The organism is Myxococcus sp. NMCA1 (assembly GCF_026810205.1).
Classification (GTDB): domain Bacteria; phylum Myxococcota; class Myxococcia; order Myxococcales; family Myxococcaceae; genus Myxococcus; species Myxococcus xanthus_A.
On sequence record NZ_CP113950.1, the window covers coordinates 1,176,612 to 1,194,267 of the forward strand.

Annotated in this window: 11 protein-coding genes; 9 read left to right on the forward strand and 2 right to left on the reverse strand. The window is 69.7% G+C overall.

The features are described 5' to 3' along the window. Window positions 1–113: 113 nt before the first annotated feature. The 3 genes from OZ403_RS05080 to OZ403_RS05090 all read left to right on the forward strand — a co-directional run bounded on the left by OZ403_RS05080 (window position 114) and on the right by OZ403_RS05090 (window position 3,434). The gene (locus OZ403_RS05080; RefSeq protein WP_140853135.1) at window positions 114–1,574 is read left to right on the forward strand and encodes a sensor histidine kinase; all 1,461 of its coding nucleotides are present in this window, start codon (window positions 114–116) and stop codon (window positions 1,572–1,574) included. A gap of 66 nt (window positions 1,575–1,640) precedes the next feature. After that, window positions 1,641–2,240, forward strand: a complete 600-nt coding sequence (locus OZ403_RS05085) for a DUF2378 family protein (protein ID WP_268783615.1) — start codon at window positions 1,641–1,643, stop codon at window positions 2,238–2,240. 138 nt (window positions 2,241–2,378) lie between these two features. Further along, window positions 2,379–3,434, forward strand: a complete 1,056-nt coding sequence (locus OZ403_RS05090; protein WP_140787811.1) for an ABC transporter ATP-binding protein — start codon at window positions 2,379–2,381, stop codon at window positions 3,432–3,434. Window positions 3,435–3,458: 24 nt separating this feature from the next. Here OZ403_RS05090 and OZ403_RS05095 read toward each other — a convergent pair whose 3' ends face one another. Next, window positions 3,459–4,631, reverse strand: coding sequence for an FAD-dependent monooxygenase (locus tag OZ403_RS05095; protein ID WP_140797347.1), 1,173 nt, complete (start codon window positions 4,629–4,631; stop codon window positions 3,459–3,461). Window positions 4,632–5,032: 401 nt separating this feature from the next. On the opposite strand from OZ403_RS05095, the gene OZ403_RS05100 reads away from it, so the two are divergent. The 3 genes from OZ403_RS05100 to OZ403_RS05110 all read left to right on the forward strand — a co-directional run bounded on the left by OZ403_RS05100 (window position 5,033) and on the right by OZ403_RS05110 (window position 12,725). After that, window positions 5,033–9,373, forward strand: a complete 4,341-nt coding sequence (locus tag OZ403_RS05100) for a DEAD/DEAH box helicase (RefSeq protein WP_268783616.1) — start codon at window positions 5,033–5,035, stop codon at window positions 9,371–9,373. Window positions 9,374–9,443: 70 nt separating this feature from the next. After that, window positions 9,444–12,008, forward strand: coding sequence for a S8 family peptidase (locus OZ403_RS05105; RefSeq protein ID WP_268783617.1), 2,565 nt, complete (start codon window positions 9,444–9,446; stop codon window positions 12,006–12,008). Window positions 12,009–12,125: 117 nt separating this feature from the next. After that, entirely contained in the window at window positions 12,126–12,725 is a 600-nt protein-coding gene (locus OZ403_RS05110) for a biliverdin-producing heme oxygenase (protein WP_268783618.1), read from the forward strand. A 70-nt stretch (window positions 12,726–12,795) separates the two neighbouring features. On the opposite strand, the gene OZ403_RS05115 is transcribed toward OZ403_RS05110, so the two are convergent. After that, complete coding sequence (locus tag OZ403_RS05115) at window positions 12,796–13,359, reverse strand: DUF420 domain-containing protein (RefSeq protein WP_140787821.1); 564 nt, start codon at window positions 13,357–13,359, stop codon at window positions 12,796–12,798. Window positions 13,360–13,531: 172 nt separating this feature from the next. Here OZ403_RS05115 and OZ403_RS05120 point away from each other — a divergent pair, with 172 nt between their 5' ends. Genes OZ403_RS05120 through OZ403_RS05130 form a run of 3 tightly spaced genes read left to right on the forward strand, consistent with a single transcriptional unit; the run spans window position 13,532 to window position 17,651 of the window. Next, window positions 13,532–15,556 carry a DUF1585 domain-containing protein gene (locus OZ403_RS05120; RefSeq protein WP_140797354.1) on the forward strand — a complete coding sequence of 675 codons (2,025 nt, stop codon included), beginning with the start codon at window positions 13,532–13,534 and terminating at the stop codon, window positions 15,554–15,556. After that, complete coding sequence (locus tag OZ403_RS05125; protein ID WP_140787825.1) at window positions 15,556–16,215, forward strand: hypothetical protein; 660 nt, start codon at window positions 15,556–15,558, stop codon at window positions 16,213–16,215. Before OZ403_RS05120 ends, OZ403_RS05125 begins: the two co-directional genes overlap by 1 nt. Window positions 16,216–16,232: 17 nt before the next feature. Further along, a complete protein-coding gene (locus OZ403_RS05130; RefSeq protein WP_140787827.1) occupies window positions 16,233–17,651 on the forward strand; it encodes a DUF1501 domain-containing protein in 1,419 nt (472 codons plus the stop codon). The last annotated feature ends 5 nt before the right edge of the window (window positions 17,652–17,656 follow it).

A 17,656-nucleotide genomic window follows, 5' to 3' on the forward strand; every position in this document is an offset into this window, starting at 1 on the left:
TTCCTGGACAGTCGCTTGTCTGCCTGCTCCGACAGCGCTCCTGTTGGCATCCGTAACATCTGGCGTTCAGGCGGAGGCGCGGCTACGAAAGAGCCTGGCCCGCACACCTCCGTATGCCTCCCACTTCCGCGCTCATCCTCAACGTCAACGACGACGCGGCCAGCCGCTATGTCACCTCCCGCGTGCTGGGGCTGGCGGGCTTCCGCGTCGTGGACGCCGCTTCCGGGATGGAGGCGCTTGCCCTGGTGAACGAGGAGACGGACCTCGTCATCCTGGACGTGCGGCTGCCGGACATCAGCGGCCTGGAGGTGTGCCGGAGGTTGAAGGAGGCGCCTCGCACACAGGGTGTCCTGGTGCTCCACCTGTCCGCACAGGCCGTGGGGCCGGGCGATCGGGCGCATGGCTTGGAGCACGGCGCGGACGGCTACCTGGTGGCGCCGGTGGACCCCGAGGAACTGGTGGCCCAGGTCCACGCGCTGCTCCGGCTGCGCCAGGCCGAGCGCGAGGTGAAGGAGCTGTCCCGCGAGGTGGTGCACCAGCGCCAGCTCCTGGAGTTGGCCATCTCCTGCGCGGCGGACCCCATCGCGCTCTACGACGAGACCGGGCGCGTCCTGTCGGCCAATCAGTCCCTGTATGTCTCACGCGGCAGCCACGCCGTGCATGCACCGGGCAGGACACTGGATGAGATGCAGGCCGCGGACGGGGCGCTGACGCCGTACCTCGAACAGGTGCGGATGGCCTTGCGCACGGGGCACGTGCAGCGAGGCACCATCGCCTTGGAGTCGGACCGCGGCCCGCGGTACTTCGACTACGTGCTGTCGCCCGCGCTGGGGGCCAGCGGCGAGGTGCTGGCGGTGATGTCCTCTCTACGGGATGTCACGGAGTCGCGCAGCGCGGAGGAGTTCCGCGAGCAGTTCATCGGCATGTTGGGACATGACCTGCGCAACCCGCTCAACGCGTTGTCCATGTCCGCGCAGCAGCTGCGGCGCAAGGGCGGGTTGGACGAGCGCCAGGGCATGCTCACCGAGCGCATCCTCACCAGCGCCGAGCGCATGGACCGGATGATTCGCCAGCTGCTGGACTTCGCGCGCTCGCGGTTGGGCGGCGGCATTCCGGTGGTGCGCTCGTCGTGCGACGTGTTCGAGGTGGTGCGCCGCACCGTGGACGAGCTGCGCGCCAGCCATCCTGGCCGGGTGGTGCAGTTGGAGTCCAAGGGCGATGGCCTGGGGAAGTGGGACTCCGACCGACTGGAGCAGGCCGTGGGCAACCTGGTGGCCAACGCGCTGAAGTACAGTCCGGCGGAGAGCACCGTGTGGGTGGGCGCCGAGGGCTCCGAGCGCGAAGTGGTGCTGCGCATCCACAACCGCGGCACGCCCATCCCCCCGGAGGACCTGCCCCATGTCTTCGGCGCCTGGCGCCGGGGCCGGCGCGCCGCCAGTGACGCGGGCGCGCCCAGCGGCCTGGGGCTGGGCCTCTACATCACCCGGCAGATTGTCCGGGCGCATGACGGGGACGCGCAGGTGGCCTCCAGTGCGACGGAGGGCACGACCTTCCTCATTCGCCTGCCGCGATGATGATTAGCTGACGATTGGGGCACCTCACGACTCCCCGCTTGGGGTTGCCGCTACCACCTTCCGTGCATGGCGTCAGACAAGCTCATTTTCGCTCAGTCCGTGGAAGCGCTCTTCGTGCGGGCGCTCGGGCCGTATCTCACCCGGGATGGACGCCAGCGCCTGAAGGCGGTGGGGCTCGACTTGTCGGAACCGCTGCGCCCCCAGTACACATTGGAGCAGTGGCGCGCCTTCCTGCGCGTGGCGGCGCAGGATGTCTTCCCGGCCCTGCCTCCGCACGAGGCCAGCTTCGAGTTGGGCGCGCGCTTCCTCCAGGGCTTCCGGCAGACGTCGGTGGGCCGGGCCAGCTTGTCGCTCGTCACCCAGTTGGGGCCGCGGCGCACGCTGGAGCGGGTGCCGTACAACGTCCGCGCCGGCAACAACTTCAATGAGGTCCGCGTGGAGGAGTCCACGCAGGACAGCGCCACGCTGTGGATGAAGGACGTCACGGCGGACACGCCGGACTTCGCCGCGGGCTTCCTGGCGGAGACGCTGCGGTCGGCGGGCGCGGGGCATGTGGAGGTGAAGCCCATCGCCTTCGACGGCACGGCGGCCACCTTCCGCGTCACCTGGTCGAAGGCCTCCAGCCGTGCGCCCGTGGCCGGTGCCGGCCCCCGCAGCGTTCATTGAGGCGGGAGCGTCGCCATGACGGACTCAGGGCTGGCCGCGCTGGAGCACCTGTTCAGGGTGCACTGACGCTGGCCACCTGTCGTGCGCTGTCGCACGATGCCGACCGGACGCGCTCCCTGTCCGGAAGGAAGTCACTGCATGGCCAGGTTGCTCGTCGAGGACGTCCACGTCCGGCTCGGCACGAATGACATCCTGAAGGGCATCACCGCCGACTTCCGGGACGGCGAGGTGGTGGCGCTGCTGGGCCGCTCCGGCAGCGGCAAGTCCACGCTGCTGCGCTCCGTCGCTGGTTTGGAGACGCCGGCGCGCGGGCGCATCCACATTGGTGAGCGCACGGTGTTCGACGCGGCGGCGAAGGTGAACCTGCCGCCAGAGCGGCGTGACCTGGGGCTGGTGTTCCAGTCCTACGCGCTGTGGCCGCACAAGACGGTGTTCGACAACGTGGCCTACGGCCTGCGGCTGCGCAAGCAGTCCCGCGAGCAGGTGGACCGGGCCGTGCGCGAGGTGCTCCAGGGCGTGGGCCTGGAGGGCTACGGCGACCGCTTCCCCAGCCAGCTCTCCGGCGGGCAGCAGCAGCGCGTGGCATTGGCGCGGGCGCTCGTCTACGGGCCGCCGCTGGTGCTGCTAGACGAGCCGCTGTCCAACCTGGACGCGAAGCTGCGGGAGGAGGCGCGCGTGTGGATTCGCGCGCTCATCAAGCGGCTGGGGCTCACCGCGCTCTTCGTCACCCATGACCAGGTGGAGGCCATGGCCATCGCGGACCGCATCATGCTGCTGGACGGCGGGCGGATGGTGCAGGACGGGACGCCGGAGCAGCTCTACACGGAGCCGAGGAGTCTGTTCGCCGCCGACTTCATGGGGGTGAACAACACGCTGTCAGGGCGCGTGGTGGAGCGCCGCGGCGGCGAGGCGCGGCTCCAGGTGGGAAGCCAGTCATTGTGGGGGCAGCGGCGTGGGGACGGCTCCGGTGGCGACACGGCCACGGGCGTCATCCGCGTGGAGGAGCTCCAGTTGGCATCCGGCCCCGGGGAGAACCGGCTCCCGGCCGCGCTGGCGAGCTCCATCTACGTGGGCGGGCGCTGGGAGCACCAGTTCCATGCCGCAGGGCAGACACTGCGCGCCTCGACGCGCCAGGTGTTGGCTCCGGGGGCCTACACGCTCGCGTTCCCCAAGGAGCGCCTCTGGATTTTCTGAGAGGCGCAGGGGCAGCGCGGTGCCTCATGGCGCGAGCCCGGTGGGCGCTGGCGCGGAGCGCTGCTCCGCGGCGGGCGTCAGGGCGGGGAAGGCGGTGTGCCGGTTCTTCCAGAAGGGCGCGTCGGGCCACCGTTGCTCCTCGCGGTAGGTGCTGCTTCGTCTGTGCAGGTGTTCGTTGAAGCGCAGATGAAGCGTTTGCTCGTAGGCGCAGAGCGCATCCACTTCACCGCGCAGGTATTGCTCCAGGGCTTCGGCGGCGAGGAGCGCGGAGTCCAGCGCGCTGAAGATACCCTGGGCGGACAGCGGGTCATGGGTGCAGGCCGCATCGCCTACGGCGAGCCAGCGCTCACCGTGCATCTGGTCGAGTTCGCCGACGAGCACGGGCGCCGCGACGAGAGGCTCTCCGGCGAAGTCGCAGGCCGCCAGCCTCGCCTGGGTGACGGGGGCTTGTTCGAGCAGGGCCGCCCACGGCTCCGGCGTCGCCCAGCGCAGTCCGTGCAAGGAATCTCCATCACCCACCAGGGTGACGGCGACACAGTCCGAGGGCAGTCGCGCGGAGTGCCACCAGCCTTCCGGACATGATTCCACCAAGGCATCCGTGGGGAATGATTCCCCTGGCCGGAGCTGGAACGCGCCATGAACGGTGAAGCAGCGGTCGCGGATGCGGCGCCGCGCGCCCTGGGTCATGGCGAAGGTGGCTTTCCATCCGGTCGCATCCACGACGAAGCGCGCCCGCAGCGTGAGCGCGCCCGTCTTGCGTTGGGAGAGGTGCAGCCGATAGCCCTCCTTCGCGATGGACTCGACGTCCAGCAGGGTCGTCAGGCGAAGGACGCGGACGCCTTGCCGGGCTGCCTCCAGGCTGAGCCGTTCGTCGAAGCGTGCCCGGTCCAGGTGCCAGGCGGAGCCCCAGGGCGACATCTGCGTGTCCTGGACTCTGGGCTCCGCGCGGCTCCAGCACGAGGACGTCCCGCGCGAGGCCAGGTGTCCATCGCGCAGGAAGCTGCTCCAGACACCGAGCCGGGACAGGGGAATGCGGAGGTCGGGTGACAAGGTCTCGCCCGAGCGGTGCGTGTCGTAATCAGTGCGCTCGAGCATGACGATGGACAGGAAGGGCGCCAGGTCTCGCAAGGCCACGGCCATGGCCGCGCCCGCTGGGCCGCCTCCGATGATGGCGACGTCGTAGGAAGCTTCGCTCATGGCGCGCCCCTCCGCGCGGCGGCGGGCGTCCCGTCGCGGCAGGGCTCAGGGCGCCTGGTTTCGACGGGGGCCCGGGGAATCTGGTGGGTGGGGCTCAAGTTTTCGCTCCTCATGTTCCGAGGTGCGATGTGCAAGGCACATTCCTCCTGGCGGCGATGCGCGGTGCATCCGCGCGTGTGCTCCGTGTCATGGACTTCCGCTGTGTGCGGTGGCCTGTGCCGGGCGGTGGATGACGCGTCACGCTGCTCCCGTGACGCGTCAGCGTCATGCCCGCACGCAAGGGTTGCGTCCCGCTGGGCCCTCGCCTGGTGGGGGAACACCCGCAGTGGGGGCCTACTCACGACGTTCCGTCGCGTTGACGCCGGGCTGTACCTGTGTTCAGGCTAGTTCTGGAGGTGCCCATGGCCCCGCAGATCAGCCTCGACTTCGCCGCCGAGTGCGCGGCGCATCCAGCGCTGGCGCCGTTCCATCCGGTGGTGCGCCGCTGGTTCGCCGAGCGGCTGGGCGAGCCCAGCCGTCCCCAGGTAGAGGGCTGGCCGCTCATCCATGCGGGCCAGGACGTGCTCATCGCCGCGCCCACGGGCAGTGGCAAGACGCTGACGGCGTTCCTCGCCGCGCTGGACGCGCTCTTCCGGCTGGCGCTGGAAGGCACGCTGCCGGACTGCACGCAGGTGCTCTACGTGTCGCCGCTCAAGGCGCTGGGCAACGACGTGCAGAAGAACCTGCTCCAGCCGCTGGAGGAGCTGCTCGCCCGGGCCCGCGCGGAGGGCTTCCGTCCGCAGGAGCTGCGCGTCCAGGTGCGCAGCGGAGACACCCCGGCTTCCGAGCGCGCCCAGATGGTGCGCCGTCCGCCGCACATCCTCATCACCACGCCGGAGTCCTTCTACCTCTACCTCACGGCGGAGAAGGCGCGCGCCACGCTGCGCGCGGTGCGCACCGTCATCGTGGACGAAATCCACGCCCTGGCGCGCGACAAGCGGGGCAGCCACTTCGCGCTGTCGCTGGAGCGGCTCAAGGCGCTCACGGACGTGCGGCCCCAGCTCATCGGCCTGTCGGCGACGCAGAAGCCGCTGGACGCCATCGCCGGGTTCCTCACCGGCGCCTCCCACCGGGACTGCAAGCGGGTGGAGGTGGGCCACCTGCGCCCGTGGGATTTGACGCTGGAGATTCCAGACGCGGAGCTGTCGTCGCTGGCCAGCCACGAGATGTGGGGGCAGGTCTACGACCGGCTGGTGGCGCTGACGGGGGCGCACCGCACGACGCTCGTCTTCGTCAACACGCGGAAGATGGCGGAGCGCGTGGCGCACGACCTGGGCGAACGCCTGGGCGAGGGTACCGTGGCGGCGCACCACGGCAGCATGTCGCGCGAAATCCGTCTGGCCGCGGAGGAGAAGCTGAAGTCCGGGCAGCTGCGGGCCATGGTGGCCACCGCGTCGCTGGAGCTGGGCATCGACGTGGGCAACGTGGACCTGGTGGTGCAACTGGGCAGCACGCGCGCCATCTCCGTGTTGCTCCAGCGCGTGGGCCGCGCGGGCCACCACAAGGCGGGCATCTCCAAGGGCATCCTCTTCGCGATGACGCGCGATGAGTTGATGGAGTGCACCGCGCTCCTCAACGCCGTGCGTGAGGGAGACCTGGACGCGGTGCGGATTCCGGAGAAGCCGCTGGACGTGCTGGCGCAGCAGATTGTCGCCGCGTGCGCCTGCGAGGAGTGGGACGAACGCGCGCTCTTCAGCCTCTTCCAGCGTGCATACTCGTACCGCAACCTCACCTGGGAGGAGTACCAGGGCGTGCTGGAGTTGCTGTCCGAAGGCGTGGCGGCGCGACGGGGCCGCGCGGGCATCCACCTCCACAGGGACCGGGTGAACCAGCGCCTCAAGGGCCGGCGCGGCGTGCGCATCACCGCGCTCACCAATGGCGGCGCCATCCCGGACACCTTCACCTTCAACGTCACCGCCGAGCCGGAGGGCAAGGTGGTGGGCACGCTGGACGAGGACTTCGCGGTGGAGTCCTCGCCCGGGGACATCTTCCTCTTGGGCAGCACTGCGTGGCGCATCCAACGCGTGTCGGGCAGCACGGTGCAGGTGGAGGACGCGCGCGGCGCGCCGCCCAACGTGCCCTTCTGGCGCGGCGAGGCGCCGGGCCGCACGGACGAGCTGTCGCTCCAGGTGGGCCGCCTGCGCGAGGAACTCACGTCGCGCGAGGATGCGCCGACGTTCCTCCAGAAGGAGCTGCGCATGCCGCCGCCCGCGGTGGACGCGCTGATGGGCTACCTGCGCACGGGGCAGAAGATGCTCGACGCGGTGCCCAGCCACACCACGGTGGTGGCCGAGCGCTTCTTCGACGAGGCGGGCGGCATGCAGCTCATCATCCACGCGCCCTTCGGCAGCCGCATCAACCGCGCGTGGGGCCTGGCGCTGCGCAAGCGCTTCTGCCGCTCGTTCGACTTCGAACTCCAGGCGGCGGCGACGGAGGACGGCATCCTCCTGTCGCTGGGTGAGCAGCACTCCTTTCCGCTGGCGGAGATTTTCGACTTCCTCCACCCGGACCACGTGGAGGAGGTGCTGGTGCAGGCGGTGCTCCAGGCGCCGATTTTCGGCACGCGCTTCCGGTGGGTGGCCACGCGGTCGCTCGCGCTGCACCGGATGATGGGGGGCAAGCGCGTGGCGCCCAACCTCCAGCGCGCCCGCAGCGAGGACCTGCTGGCGTCGGTGTTCCCGGAGCAGGTGGGCTGCCAGGACAACCACGGCGGCGGCGACCTGGAACTGCCGGACCATCCGCTGGTGAAGCAGACCATGGATGACTGCCTGCGCGAGGCCATGGACGTGGACGGCCTGCGCGAGGTGCTGCGCGGCATGCGGGATGGCCGCATCCGCCTGCTGGCGCGCGACGTGCCGGAGCCCAGCCTCTTCGCGCACGCGATGATTCACAGCCAGCCCTACACCTTCCTGGATGACGCGCCCGCCGAGGAGCGCCGCGTGCGCAACGTGGCCCTGCGCCGCGCCATGCCCGCCGAGGACGTGACGGCCTTCGGCGCGCTGGACGCGGCGGCGATTGCCACGGTGGTGGCGGACGCCGCCCCGCCCATGCGCGACGAGGACGAGCTGCACGACGCGCTGTTGCAGCTGATTCTGCTGCCCGCCGCGGAGGTGCCGCGCGGCATGGCGACGCCCCTGTTCGAGCAGGGCCGGGTGGCGTGGATGGACCTGCCCGCGGGCCGCTTCCTGGTGTCGGCGGAGCGGGGCAGCGCGCTGCGGGTGCTCTTCCCGGACGCGCCCATGCAGCCGCCGCTGCCGGTGCTGGCGCATGACCGGCCCGTGGAGCGGGACGCCGCCGTGCTCCAGGTGGTGCGCGGACGCATGGAGATGCTGGGGCCCACCACGGTGGCGGAGCTGTCCCGGCTCGTCGTGTTGGACGAGGACTCCGTCAACGCGGCCATGCACCAACTGGAGGCCCAGGGCAACGTGCTGCGAGGCCGCTTCCGTCCGCAGGAGGTCCCGCTGTCGGATGGAGCCAGCCCGCCGCTGGAGTGGTGTGACCGGCGCCTGCTCCAGCGCATCCACCGGCTGACGGTGGGGCGGCTGCGCAAGGAAATCGAGCCGCTGAGCGCGCAGGACTTCATGCGCTTCCTCTTCCGATGGCACCACCTGGAGGAACTGGACGCGCTGCGGGGCTCCACGGGGCTGCTCAAGGCGGTGCGGCTGCTGCAGGGCTATGAGGCGCCTGCGTCCGCGTGGGAGCGCTTCCTGCTGCCCGCGCGCATGCGCGGCTACACGCCGGACCTGCTGGAGCGGGCCTGCTACGCCGGTGAGGTGACCTGGGGCCGCCTGACGACGAAGGAGGCGAAGCCCACGCCGGGGCCTCGCCGGGGCGCGCCGGTGACGCCGCCGGAGCCCGCGCCCACGCGCTCGCGAGCGTCGCCCACGCGCAACGCGTCGTTGACCTTCACCCTTCGCGAGGACCTGGAGTGGATGCTCACCGCGGCGCGGCCTCACGCGGTGCTGTCGGACGGGGACGTGTGGACGCCGCCGGACTTGAGCGCGGCCGCCAAGGACGTGGTCGCGGTGCTGGAGCGGCGCGGCGCCTGCTTCTTCCAGGACCTGGTGTCGCGCGCGCGGCGACTGCCCGCCGAAATCGAGGACGCGTTGTGGGAGTTGGTGGCGCGCGGGCTGGTGACGGCGGACGCGGTGCAGAACCTGCGCGTGCTCCAGAGCCCGGCGCACCGCAAGCGGCAGAAGCTGCTCCAACGCGGAGGCCCTGGCCGCTGGAGCCTGCTGGCGCCCGCGGAGCCGAAGTCGCAAGACGAGGTGCTGGACTCGCTGGCGCGCCTCTTCCTCCAGCGTTACGGCATTGTCTGGCGCGACCTGGTGATGCGCGAGGCGCTGGCGCCCACGTGGCGCGAGCTGCTCTTCGTGTACCGCCGCATGGAAGCGCGCGGCGAGGTGCGCGGTGGTCGTTTCGTATCGGGCTTCGTGGGCGAGCAGTTCGCCCTGCCAGAGGCGGTGGACATGGCGCGTTCGGTGCGCCGTCAGCCCCCGTCCGGCGTGCGGGTGCAACTGTCCGGTGTCGACCCGCTCAACCTCACGGGCGTGGTGACGCCCGGGCCGCGGGTGCCGGCGATGCCGGGCAACGTGGTGACGTACGTGGACGGCGTGCCGCGAGATGTCGGCGCACTGGACGATACGGCCGACGGCAGCGTTGGAGAGGACACGGAAGACGGCGGCGAGGTGATGGCGAGCTGAGTGGCGAGGCCCCGCCGGACAGCGAATGCTAGGGTGCCGCCCCTTTCGTTTCTTTCGAGGGGTTGCCCGAATGCGTCGCCTGTTGTTGATGGGACTGTTGCTGCTCTCCGCCACCTCCTGTTCAGGCGACGACGAAGACCCGGGGAAGCAGCCCTCCCGGACCGGGCGCATCCAGGGGACGCTGACGCCTTTCCGGAGCAGCGAGCGGTCCGCTGGCGACAGTGCCTCCCAGACGGTGCGCTCGCCGTTTCGCGCGGGTGAGCTGGAGAAGCTGAAGGAGACGCTGCGGGGGATGCACGCGGGGCGCTCGCGCGAGCCGCGGGTGGCGCCGAAGGCCGTGCCGGGGCTTCCCATCGTCCCGTCGCAGTCGGGCGCCGCGCCGCTCGAGCGGGCCTCCCGCGAGGACCCCTCGATTCCCGGAGACGTCATCCTCCGCTTCGAGGAAGCGGGCCTGTCACCGGAGCGCGTGCTGGCGGCGGTACAGCGCCCGGGCTTCCGCGCGGTGCACAAGGGCTATGCCAGTGAGTACTTGCACCTGGTGGGCTACGAGCCGCTGGATGGCAAGGCGGTGACGGCCGCGAAGACGCAGGAGTGGGCGGCGCAGCTCGCCCGGGTGCCGGGCGTGACGTACGCGGTGCGCAATGAGCGGATGCGGGCGACGGCGGCGCCGAACGACCGGGGCTACAGCCTCCAGTGGCACTACCCCACGCTCAATCTGCCGGCCGCGTGGGACCTGGTGCCGGACGCGTCCAGCGTGGTGGTGGCCGTCCTCGACAGCGGCATCGTTCCGCACCCGGACCTCACCAACGTGCTGCCGGGTTACGACATGATTTCGGACCCGGAGAACGCGGGTGACGGCGACGGCCGGGACAGCGACCCGCGGGACGAAGGCGGGGACACGCCCAGCGGCGGCTCGTCGTGGCACGGCTCGCACGTGGCGGGCACCATCTCCGCGGACACGAACAACCAGGTGGGCGTCGCGGGCGTGGCCTGGAACGCCCGGCTGCTTCCCGTGCGAGTGCTGGGGAAGAAGGGCGGGAGCAGCTTCGACATCGCCGCGGCCATCACCTGGGCCACGGGCGGCACCGTGCCGGGCGTGCCGGACAATCCCAATCCCGCGAAGGTGGTGAACATGAGCCTGGGTGGCAGCGCGCCACCGCAGGCCCTGTACCAGGGCGCCATCGACGAGGCCTTGGGACGCGGGGCCATCCTCGTCGTCGCCGCGGGCAACGAGGACGTGGATGCGCGCAACAGCACGCCGTGCAACCAGCAGAACGTCATCTGCGTGGGCTCCACCAGTCTGGCGGGGCAGCGCAGCAGCTTCTCCAACTACGGCGTGGACGTGGACGTGGTGGCGTCTGGCGGGGAGATGCGCGAGGACCTGAACGGCGACGGCTATCCGGACGGTGTGCTGTCCACGGTGCTGGATGAGAACGGGCAGCCGGCCTATGCCTTCTCGCAGGGCACCAGCATGGCGGCGCCCCACGTCGCGGGCGTGGTGGCGCTGATGGCGGCGTTGCGACCGGACCTGACGGCCGCGCTGGCGGAGAGCATCTTGAAGGAAACCGCCACGCCGCTCACCAACGCGCAGTGCCCGGAAGGCTGCGGCGCGGGGCTCGTCAACGCGCGCGCGGCGCTGGCTCGCATCGCCAACGTGGACCCCGGCAAGTTGGACCCTCAGCTCAACGTGACGACGTCCACGCTGTTCTTCCGGGGCAGTGGCACGCAGCAGCTCACCCTCAGCAACGTGGGCGGCAACCAGGGTGGCGATTTGACGGTGTCGGCCAGCGTCAGTGGGCCCAATGCCTCGGCGGTGTCATTCCCGCAGGGCAGCACGGTGCGGGTGCCCGCCTTCGGCTCGGCCTCGCTGAGTGTGGCCGTGGATGCATCCGGGCTGGCCGGAGGGGACACCGTGGTGACGCTGAGCCTGGTGGGCTCGGGGACGGCGGGCTCGGCGACGGTGGCGGTGAAGATTGGCGTGGCGGGCGCCGCCAATGACCTGGACGCACTGATTGCGTTCGTGTGGCAGGACGCGCGAGGGGAGTGGCAGGCCTCGGAGGACGCCATTGCCGTCGCGCGCGCCTCGGCGGACTACGCGTACAGCATCTCCCTGGCGCCGCGGACGTACTTCGCGCTGGCGACCATCGACGACGACCAGGATGGCAACTTCTTCGAGGACGGCGAGCGCACCGGCTACTGGCGCAACGTGGACTCCTTCGAGCCGCTGGAACTGGAGGCGGGCGACCGCATCGAGAATGTGAGCTTCGACCTGATTCCCCTGGCGCCCATCGATGATGACCCGGCACTGGTGGTGGGCAGTGCGTGCGGCTCCAACGTGGACTGTCCCGGGGGCGTGTGCGTGACGGACTATCCGGGCGGGTACTGCTCCATGGATTGCACCCGCTCCGCGTGTCCGGCGGGTTCGCGGTGCTCCATCGTGGATTCCTCCTCGGGCCTCAAGGCATGTCTGGCGACCTGCACGCTGCAGGTGGGAACGGGGCAGGGGGACTGCCGCTCCGGGTACGTCTGCTACAGCGACGGCACGGGTTCGGGGGTCTGCCAGCCCAACTGCCGCACCTCTGGCCTGACGTGTGGGCTGGGACGGACGTGCATGGCCAGCGGCTTCTGCAGCTGAGGAAGGCTCGAGAGCCCGTGTCCAGAGCGCCCGAGGGGTAGAGAGGTGGACACTTGGCCACAGTTCCCAATTCCCACCGGGCAGTGACAGCGGCATCGTGCAAGCACCTTGTCCTTGATGCAGCGACTGAAGAGTGAGACGCGCCCGCACCACGAGCGCACCGAGGCCCAGGTGCGTTTGATGGATGCGGACCTGACGCCCACGGCGTACCGACGTCACCTGGAAGCGCTTCACGGCTTCTACGTTCCGCTGGAGAGCCGGCTCGCCGGGCTGGGCCTTGAAGCGGTTCCAGGCCTGTCCGTTCACGCGCGTTGGAAGGCTCCTCTCCTGAAGGAGGACCTTCGCGCGCTTGGCCACGACGACGCCTCGCTCGAACAGTTGCCACACTGCGCGGGGTTGCCCTCGCTGGCGGGGGTGCCCGAGGCCCTGGGCTGCCTCTACGTGCTGGAAGGCTCCACGCTGGGCGGCCAGCTCATCCTCCGGCACCTGCGTCGCCACTTCGACGGCGTGCCTCTGGGCGACTTCTCCTTCTTCCGCGCGTACGGAGATGAGGTCGGGCCCCGGTGGCGTGCCTTCGGTGACGCCGTCAACCAGGCCGCCGTTGCCGCGACGGAAGACTCCTTCGATGCCCGCGTGGTGACAGGCGCGCAGGACACCTTCGACGCCTTCGCTGACTGGCTGCGACAGGGACAGGCACCTGCCTCCGTCTCCGCCTGACATCGACTGGGCGCGGTGCCCTCCGGAGCCCCTCCACCTGACTGCTTCGTCGACGCCCTGATTCAGCGCGTCACAGGACGGCGGGCACGCTGCCACGCAGCATGAAGTACACGACGACGCCCGTCACCGACACGTAGACCCAGATGGGCGCCAGCCACCGCGTCACCTTGCGGTGCCGCACGAAGTCCTTGCGCCACGTGAAGTAGAAGGCCACCAGCGCCATGGGCACCACGGGCATGGACAGCAGCACGTGGCTGGCCAGGATGCACAGGTACAGCCCGCGCCAGTCCCCCACATAACGCGTGTCGCCATGCACGAAGTGGTAGGACAGGTAGCAGACCAGGAAGAGCGCGGACGCGGTGAAGGCCGACACCATCAGATACTGGTGGGCCTGCCGCGCGCCCCGTTTGATCGCCACCCACCCGCCGATGAGCAGCGCCGCGGCCGTGGCGTTGAGGCCCGCATTCACTGCCGGGAGGAAGCGCAGGTTCACCCCGTCCACCGGGCCGCCGCCGCGCACCAGCAGAATCCACCCGATGAACGCCAACGCCAGCGCGGACACCACGGCGGTGAAGATGAAGAAGGCCCGGTCACTCACCCGGGGCTGCAGCGCGGCAGGGGCGGCGTTCGACATGGGGCCCTATTTCTCGCGCGGCGGGCTTCGTTGCAACCCCTGCTAACTGGTTGACACTATTAGGGAATCCACGTGGGATGGAAAGTTTCATTAGGCATTACTGGAACTTGAAACGGTAATTCCTGCATACTGAGAGTGGTCCCCCCCCGACCCCCCCTTCCGGAGGTCCCCCGTGCTCCGTGTGCGCTACCTTGCCTGCCTGGCTGGTGCCGCCTTGCTGCTGGCCCAGCCAGCCTCCGCTCAAGAGGAGGCTGTCTGTTCACCAGTTGTCGCGAAGGTGCCCCTGGAACGGCATCTCCGGCAGCTGTCGCTGGACTTGCTCGGCCGCCCTCCCACCTACGAGGAGTACCAGGCTGCCCAGGCCAAGGGCTCCATCGACGTGGAAGACATCCGCGCGATGATGACGAAGGACGAGTTCAACGCGCGCATCCGCAACTACCACCGCTCGTTGCTGCGCTCGAACCTCTCCGGAAGCCTCAACAACAACCAGAACTCGCGGGTGACGGGTAACGGCATCACCGCCGCTTATGGCGTGGCGGGCAATCCCGCCGCGACGCTGCGCGGCGCGAATAGCGCGACGTGTAACTCAGACATCGCGCAGGACCAGTGCCTCACGGCGGAGCAGCCGGATGCGCACGCGGCGCCGCTCACCGAGCGTCCCCGGACGAAGTGCCACGACGACGAAGGCGTGCCGCTGGCCGTCAGCTACGACTACGACACGAACTACTACGCGTGTACGCCGCTCGCGCCGACCACGCCGGATGGCACGGCGAAGTGCTCGGACCTGCTGAGCACCAGCCACCCGAAGCACGAGTACCTCTTCTTCTGCGATCAGCGCGGCTCGGGCAGCAGCGCGGGGGCCTTCATCTGCGAGCCGGACCCGGAGAAGGCCACGACCCGGGCGCTGACGGTGAAGGAGATGGATGGCGCCAAGATCAAGGCGTTCAAGCACCCGAACCCGGACTCCAAGCCGGCGCTCACCGAGCTGAGGCGCTGCACGCTGGACCTGGAGCTGCGCAGCGGACTCAAGGGCAACTACGGGGTTCAGCGCGGCTGCGTCCTGCGCGAGGGCTTCGTGAACAAGGCCGCGCCCTACTGGGCCACTGACAAGACGCCGGAGAGCGTCAAGGTGTGCGCCATCGACGCGCAGGAGCGGACCCACAACCCCTGGAACATGGCGTCCTGTGAGACGTCCCGCTTCTCCACCGACCGCAGCTGCGGCTGCGGCGTGGGCATGCGCCGCTGCGAGACGCCCGCCATCACCGCGCAGGACATCCGGGACGTGCACAGCCTGCGCGTGGCCGCCTTCAACGACGAGCCGCTGCGCATCGCCGAGTCGGTGGTGCAGCGCGACGAGCCCTACTTCAACATCCTCACCACGCGCCGCTCGTTCATGAACGGCACCCTGTCTGAGTACTTCCGCAACCAGCAGGGCGTGGGCGTCTTCAACGTGACGACGCCTGCCGCGCAGGGCGCCGTGCCGGCGGTGCCTTACAACGACACGGAGGCGTGGGCGGAGTACACGCGTGACGAGGGGCACGCGGGCGTGCTCACCACGCCGTCCTACCTCTACCGCTTCCCCACGCACCGCGCGCGGGTGAACCACTTCTACGAAGCCTTCCTCTGCAAGACGTTCGCGCCGCCGCCGGGGGCTTCGTCGCCCGCGCCGGAGGACGCGTGCAACCGCGAGAACAACCTGGCGGTGCGCTGCGGCTGCAACTACTGCCACGCCACCATCGAGCCCACCGGCGCGCACTGGGGCCGCTACGCGGAGCGCTCCGCGCAGTTCCTCGCGCCCGACCAGTTCCCTCGCTACGACCCGAAGTGCCGCGACTGCGCCCTCAACGGGGACACCAACTGCGGCGGCGAGTGCAGCCAGTACATCATGCAGGCCTACGACGGTGACGGCGCCAGCAGCCTGGGCATGCTCAAGACGTACCTGTACCGCACGGCGGACGAGGAGCAGAACATCGAGGCCGGTCCCGCGCTGCTGGTGCAGAAGATGCTCCAGTCGGGTGACCTGGAGCGCTGCACGGTGCGGCGCATCTGGACCGAGTTCCTCGGCCGCCCGATGACGGCGGAGGAGCAGCGCATGTACCTGGTGCCCTTCGCGCAGGACTTCGCGCGCAACGGCCACCGCCTCAAGGCGCTCATCGAGCGAGTGGTGACGTCCGACGCCTACCGGAGGATTGACTGATGCGCCGCTTCGTCTTGACCGCCGCGCTGCTCGCGCTGGCCACCGGTTGCACGAAGGATGACACGCAGCCCGCGGACGGCATCATCGAGCCCATCCCCAACCCGCATCAGCCCGGGGACTTCACGCCCCTGCCGGACCCCGAGGCCCAGGGCGGCAGCGTGGGCCGCGCCCCGCGCCGGCTCACCGTGGCCCAACTGGACGCCGCCATCGTCGGGGCGGTGGGGCAGCGCTGGAGCGAGCTGGACTCGCGCGCCACGTCCATGGGGCGCGCGGACTACGCCCTGGTGGTGAGCGAGAACACCGAGCCCAACCTGGTGTTCGCCAAGTTCCTGGAGGACGGCGCGCGCAAGGTGTGCATCAGCCAGGCGTCCGCGGAGATGCGCATGACGGACGCGTCGGCCCGCACCATGGGCCGGCTGCTGCCGGAGAAGTGGGATGACCTGACGAAGCTGACGGACGCGGAGGTGCGCGCGCAGCTCGTCTACATGTCCACCCGCTTCTGGGGCGCGCCGCTGTCGGGCGAAGAGCTCACGAAGTGGACGTCCTTCTTCACCCAGGCCGCGACCCGGGTGCAGACCCTCGCCTCTTCCAAGCGCCATGAGACGTTGGCCGTGGTGTGTATCGCCATGCTGACGGACCCGCGCTTCATCACCTACTGACGCTCGGAGTGACCGCGATGAAGAAGAACCGCCACGACGAGAATTGCGCTCACGGGCGCCGCACCTTCCTCAAGGCCACTGCTGGCTTCATGGGTTCCACCCTGCTGGGTGGGCTGCCCTTCCGCGCCTTCGCCCAGGCGGCGGAGGTGGCGCCGGCGGACCGCTGCTTCGTGTTCGTCTACTTCAACGGTGGATGGGACCAGCTGCTGGCCTTCGACCCGCGGGACCCGACCGAGTTCACCGCGGACCGTGCCTCGGAGACGAAAATCCTCCCGGGCTACGACCAGATAAACGACTCCCGCTTCGAGTCCCGGCCGCTCATCCCCGCGGAGCTTCCGGGCGTGGGCCGGTCGAACATCGACTTCGGGCCCGCGGTGGGCACCGAACTGGCCAAGCACTACGACTTGATGACCGTGGTGCGCGGCATCAACATGAACACGCTGGGCCACGAGGTGGGCTACCGCTACTTCCTCACCGGGAAGATGCCCATCGGCAGCGCGGCGCGTGGCTCCTCCACGGCGACTGAAATCGTGGGGCAGATGAAGCCGCGCGTGCCCATTGCCTCCATTTCCTACAACGTGGAGTCGTACAACGACCGGTACGGCGGCTATGCCAACGCGCTGCGCGTCAGCCGCCGGGACGACCTGATCCTGACGCTGAAGGGCAGCACGGACATGCTGGACAGCGAAATCGAGAAGCAGTTGCTCGACTTCCGCGGCCAGCCCGTCAACTGCGAGCAGGCGGCCTATGGCGCGCGTGGGTTGGGCACCACCTATTCGAACAGCCAGGAGCAGATGCGGCTCATCCAGTCCCAGGGACTGGACAAGTCGTTCGATTTCCTCGCCGCGGCCAATCTGCCGCACGGCCCGGAGATGGCGGCCATCCGCGGGCGCTACCAGTTGAACAACATCAACGACGTGAATGGCGAGCGCGGCCGCGCCGCCACGGTGGCGACCGCGCTGAAGAAGGGCATCGCCCAGTGCGTCACCATCAACCTCACGGGCGGCCTGGACACCCACTTTGGCAGCCAGCTCACGCAGGCCAACAATCAGCGGCGCGGCTTCGACGCCCTGGCCATGTTGGTACAGGACCTGCGTGACAGCGACCATCCCGCGGGTGGCAAGTTCATGGACCACACCACCATCATGGTGTTCTCCGAGTTCTCCCGAACGCCACTCATCAACAGCTCCGGTGGACGTGACCACCACCTGAGCAACTCCGCGCTGCTGATGGGGGCCGGCATCAAGCACAACTTCGTGTTCGGCCGCAGCGGTGACATTGGCATGGCGCCGGGCACCTTCGACCTGCGCAACGGCGCGTCGGACCCGAACGGCGAGAACATCCTCCCCGAGCACGTCATCGCCACGGTGCTGGCGTCCGCGGGGCTGGACTACAGCATCACCCGCGTCGAACCGCTGCGTCCCATTCTCGCCTGAGCCGT

Bases quoted from the DNA above. Each gene is read 5' to 3' on its own strand.
- OZ403_RS05080 (WP_140853135.1), top strand. From the start codon at position 114: ATGCCTCCCACTTCCGCGCTCATCCTCAACGTCAACGACGACGCGGCC.
- OZ403_RS05085 (WP_268783615.1), top strand. From the start codon at position 1,641: ATGGCGTCAGACAAGCTCATTTTCGCTCAGTCCGTGGAAGCGCTCTTC.
- OZ403_RS05090 (WP_140787811.1), top strand. From the start codon at position 2,379: ATGGCCAGGTTGCTCGTCGAGGACGTCCACGTCCGGCTCGGCACGAAT.
- OZ403_RS05095 (WP_140797347.1), bottom strand. From the start codon at position 4,631: ATGAGCGAAGCTTCCTACGACGTCGCCATCATCGGAGGCGGCCCAGCG.
- OZ403_RS05100 (WP_268783616.1), top strand. From the start codon at position 5,033: ATGGCCCCGCAGATCAGCCTCGACTTCGCCGCCGAGTGCGCGGCGCAT.
- OZ403_RS05105 (WP_268783617.1), top strand. From the start codon at position 9,444: ATGCGTCGCCTGTTGTTGATGGGACTGTTGCTGCTCTCCGCCACCTCC.
- OZ403_RS05110 (WP_268783618.1), top strand. From the start codon at position 12,126: ATGCAGCGACTGAAGAGTGAGACGCGCCCGCACCACGAGCGCACCGAG.
- OZ403_RS05115 (WP_140787821.1), bottom strand. From the start codon at position 13,359: ATGTCGAACGCCGCCCCTGCCGCGCTGCAGCCCCGGGTGAGTGACCGG.
- OZ403_RS05125 (WP_140787825.1), top strand. From the start codon at position 15,556: ATGCGCCGCTTCGTCTTGACCGCCGCGCTGCTCGCGCTGGCCACCGGT.
- OZ403_RS05130 (WP_140787827.1), top strand. From the start codon at position 16,233: ATGAAGAAGAACCGCCACGACGAGAATTGCGCTCACGGGCGCCGCACC.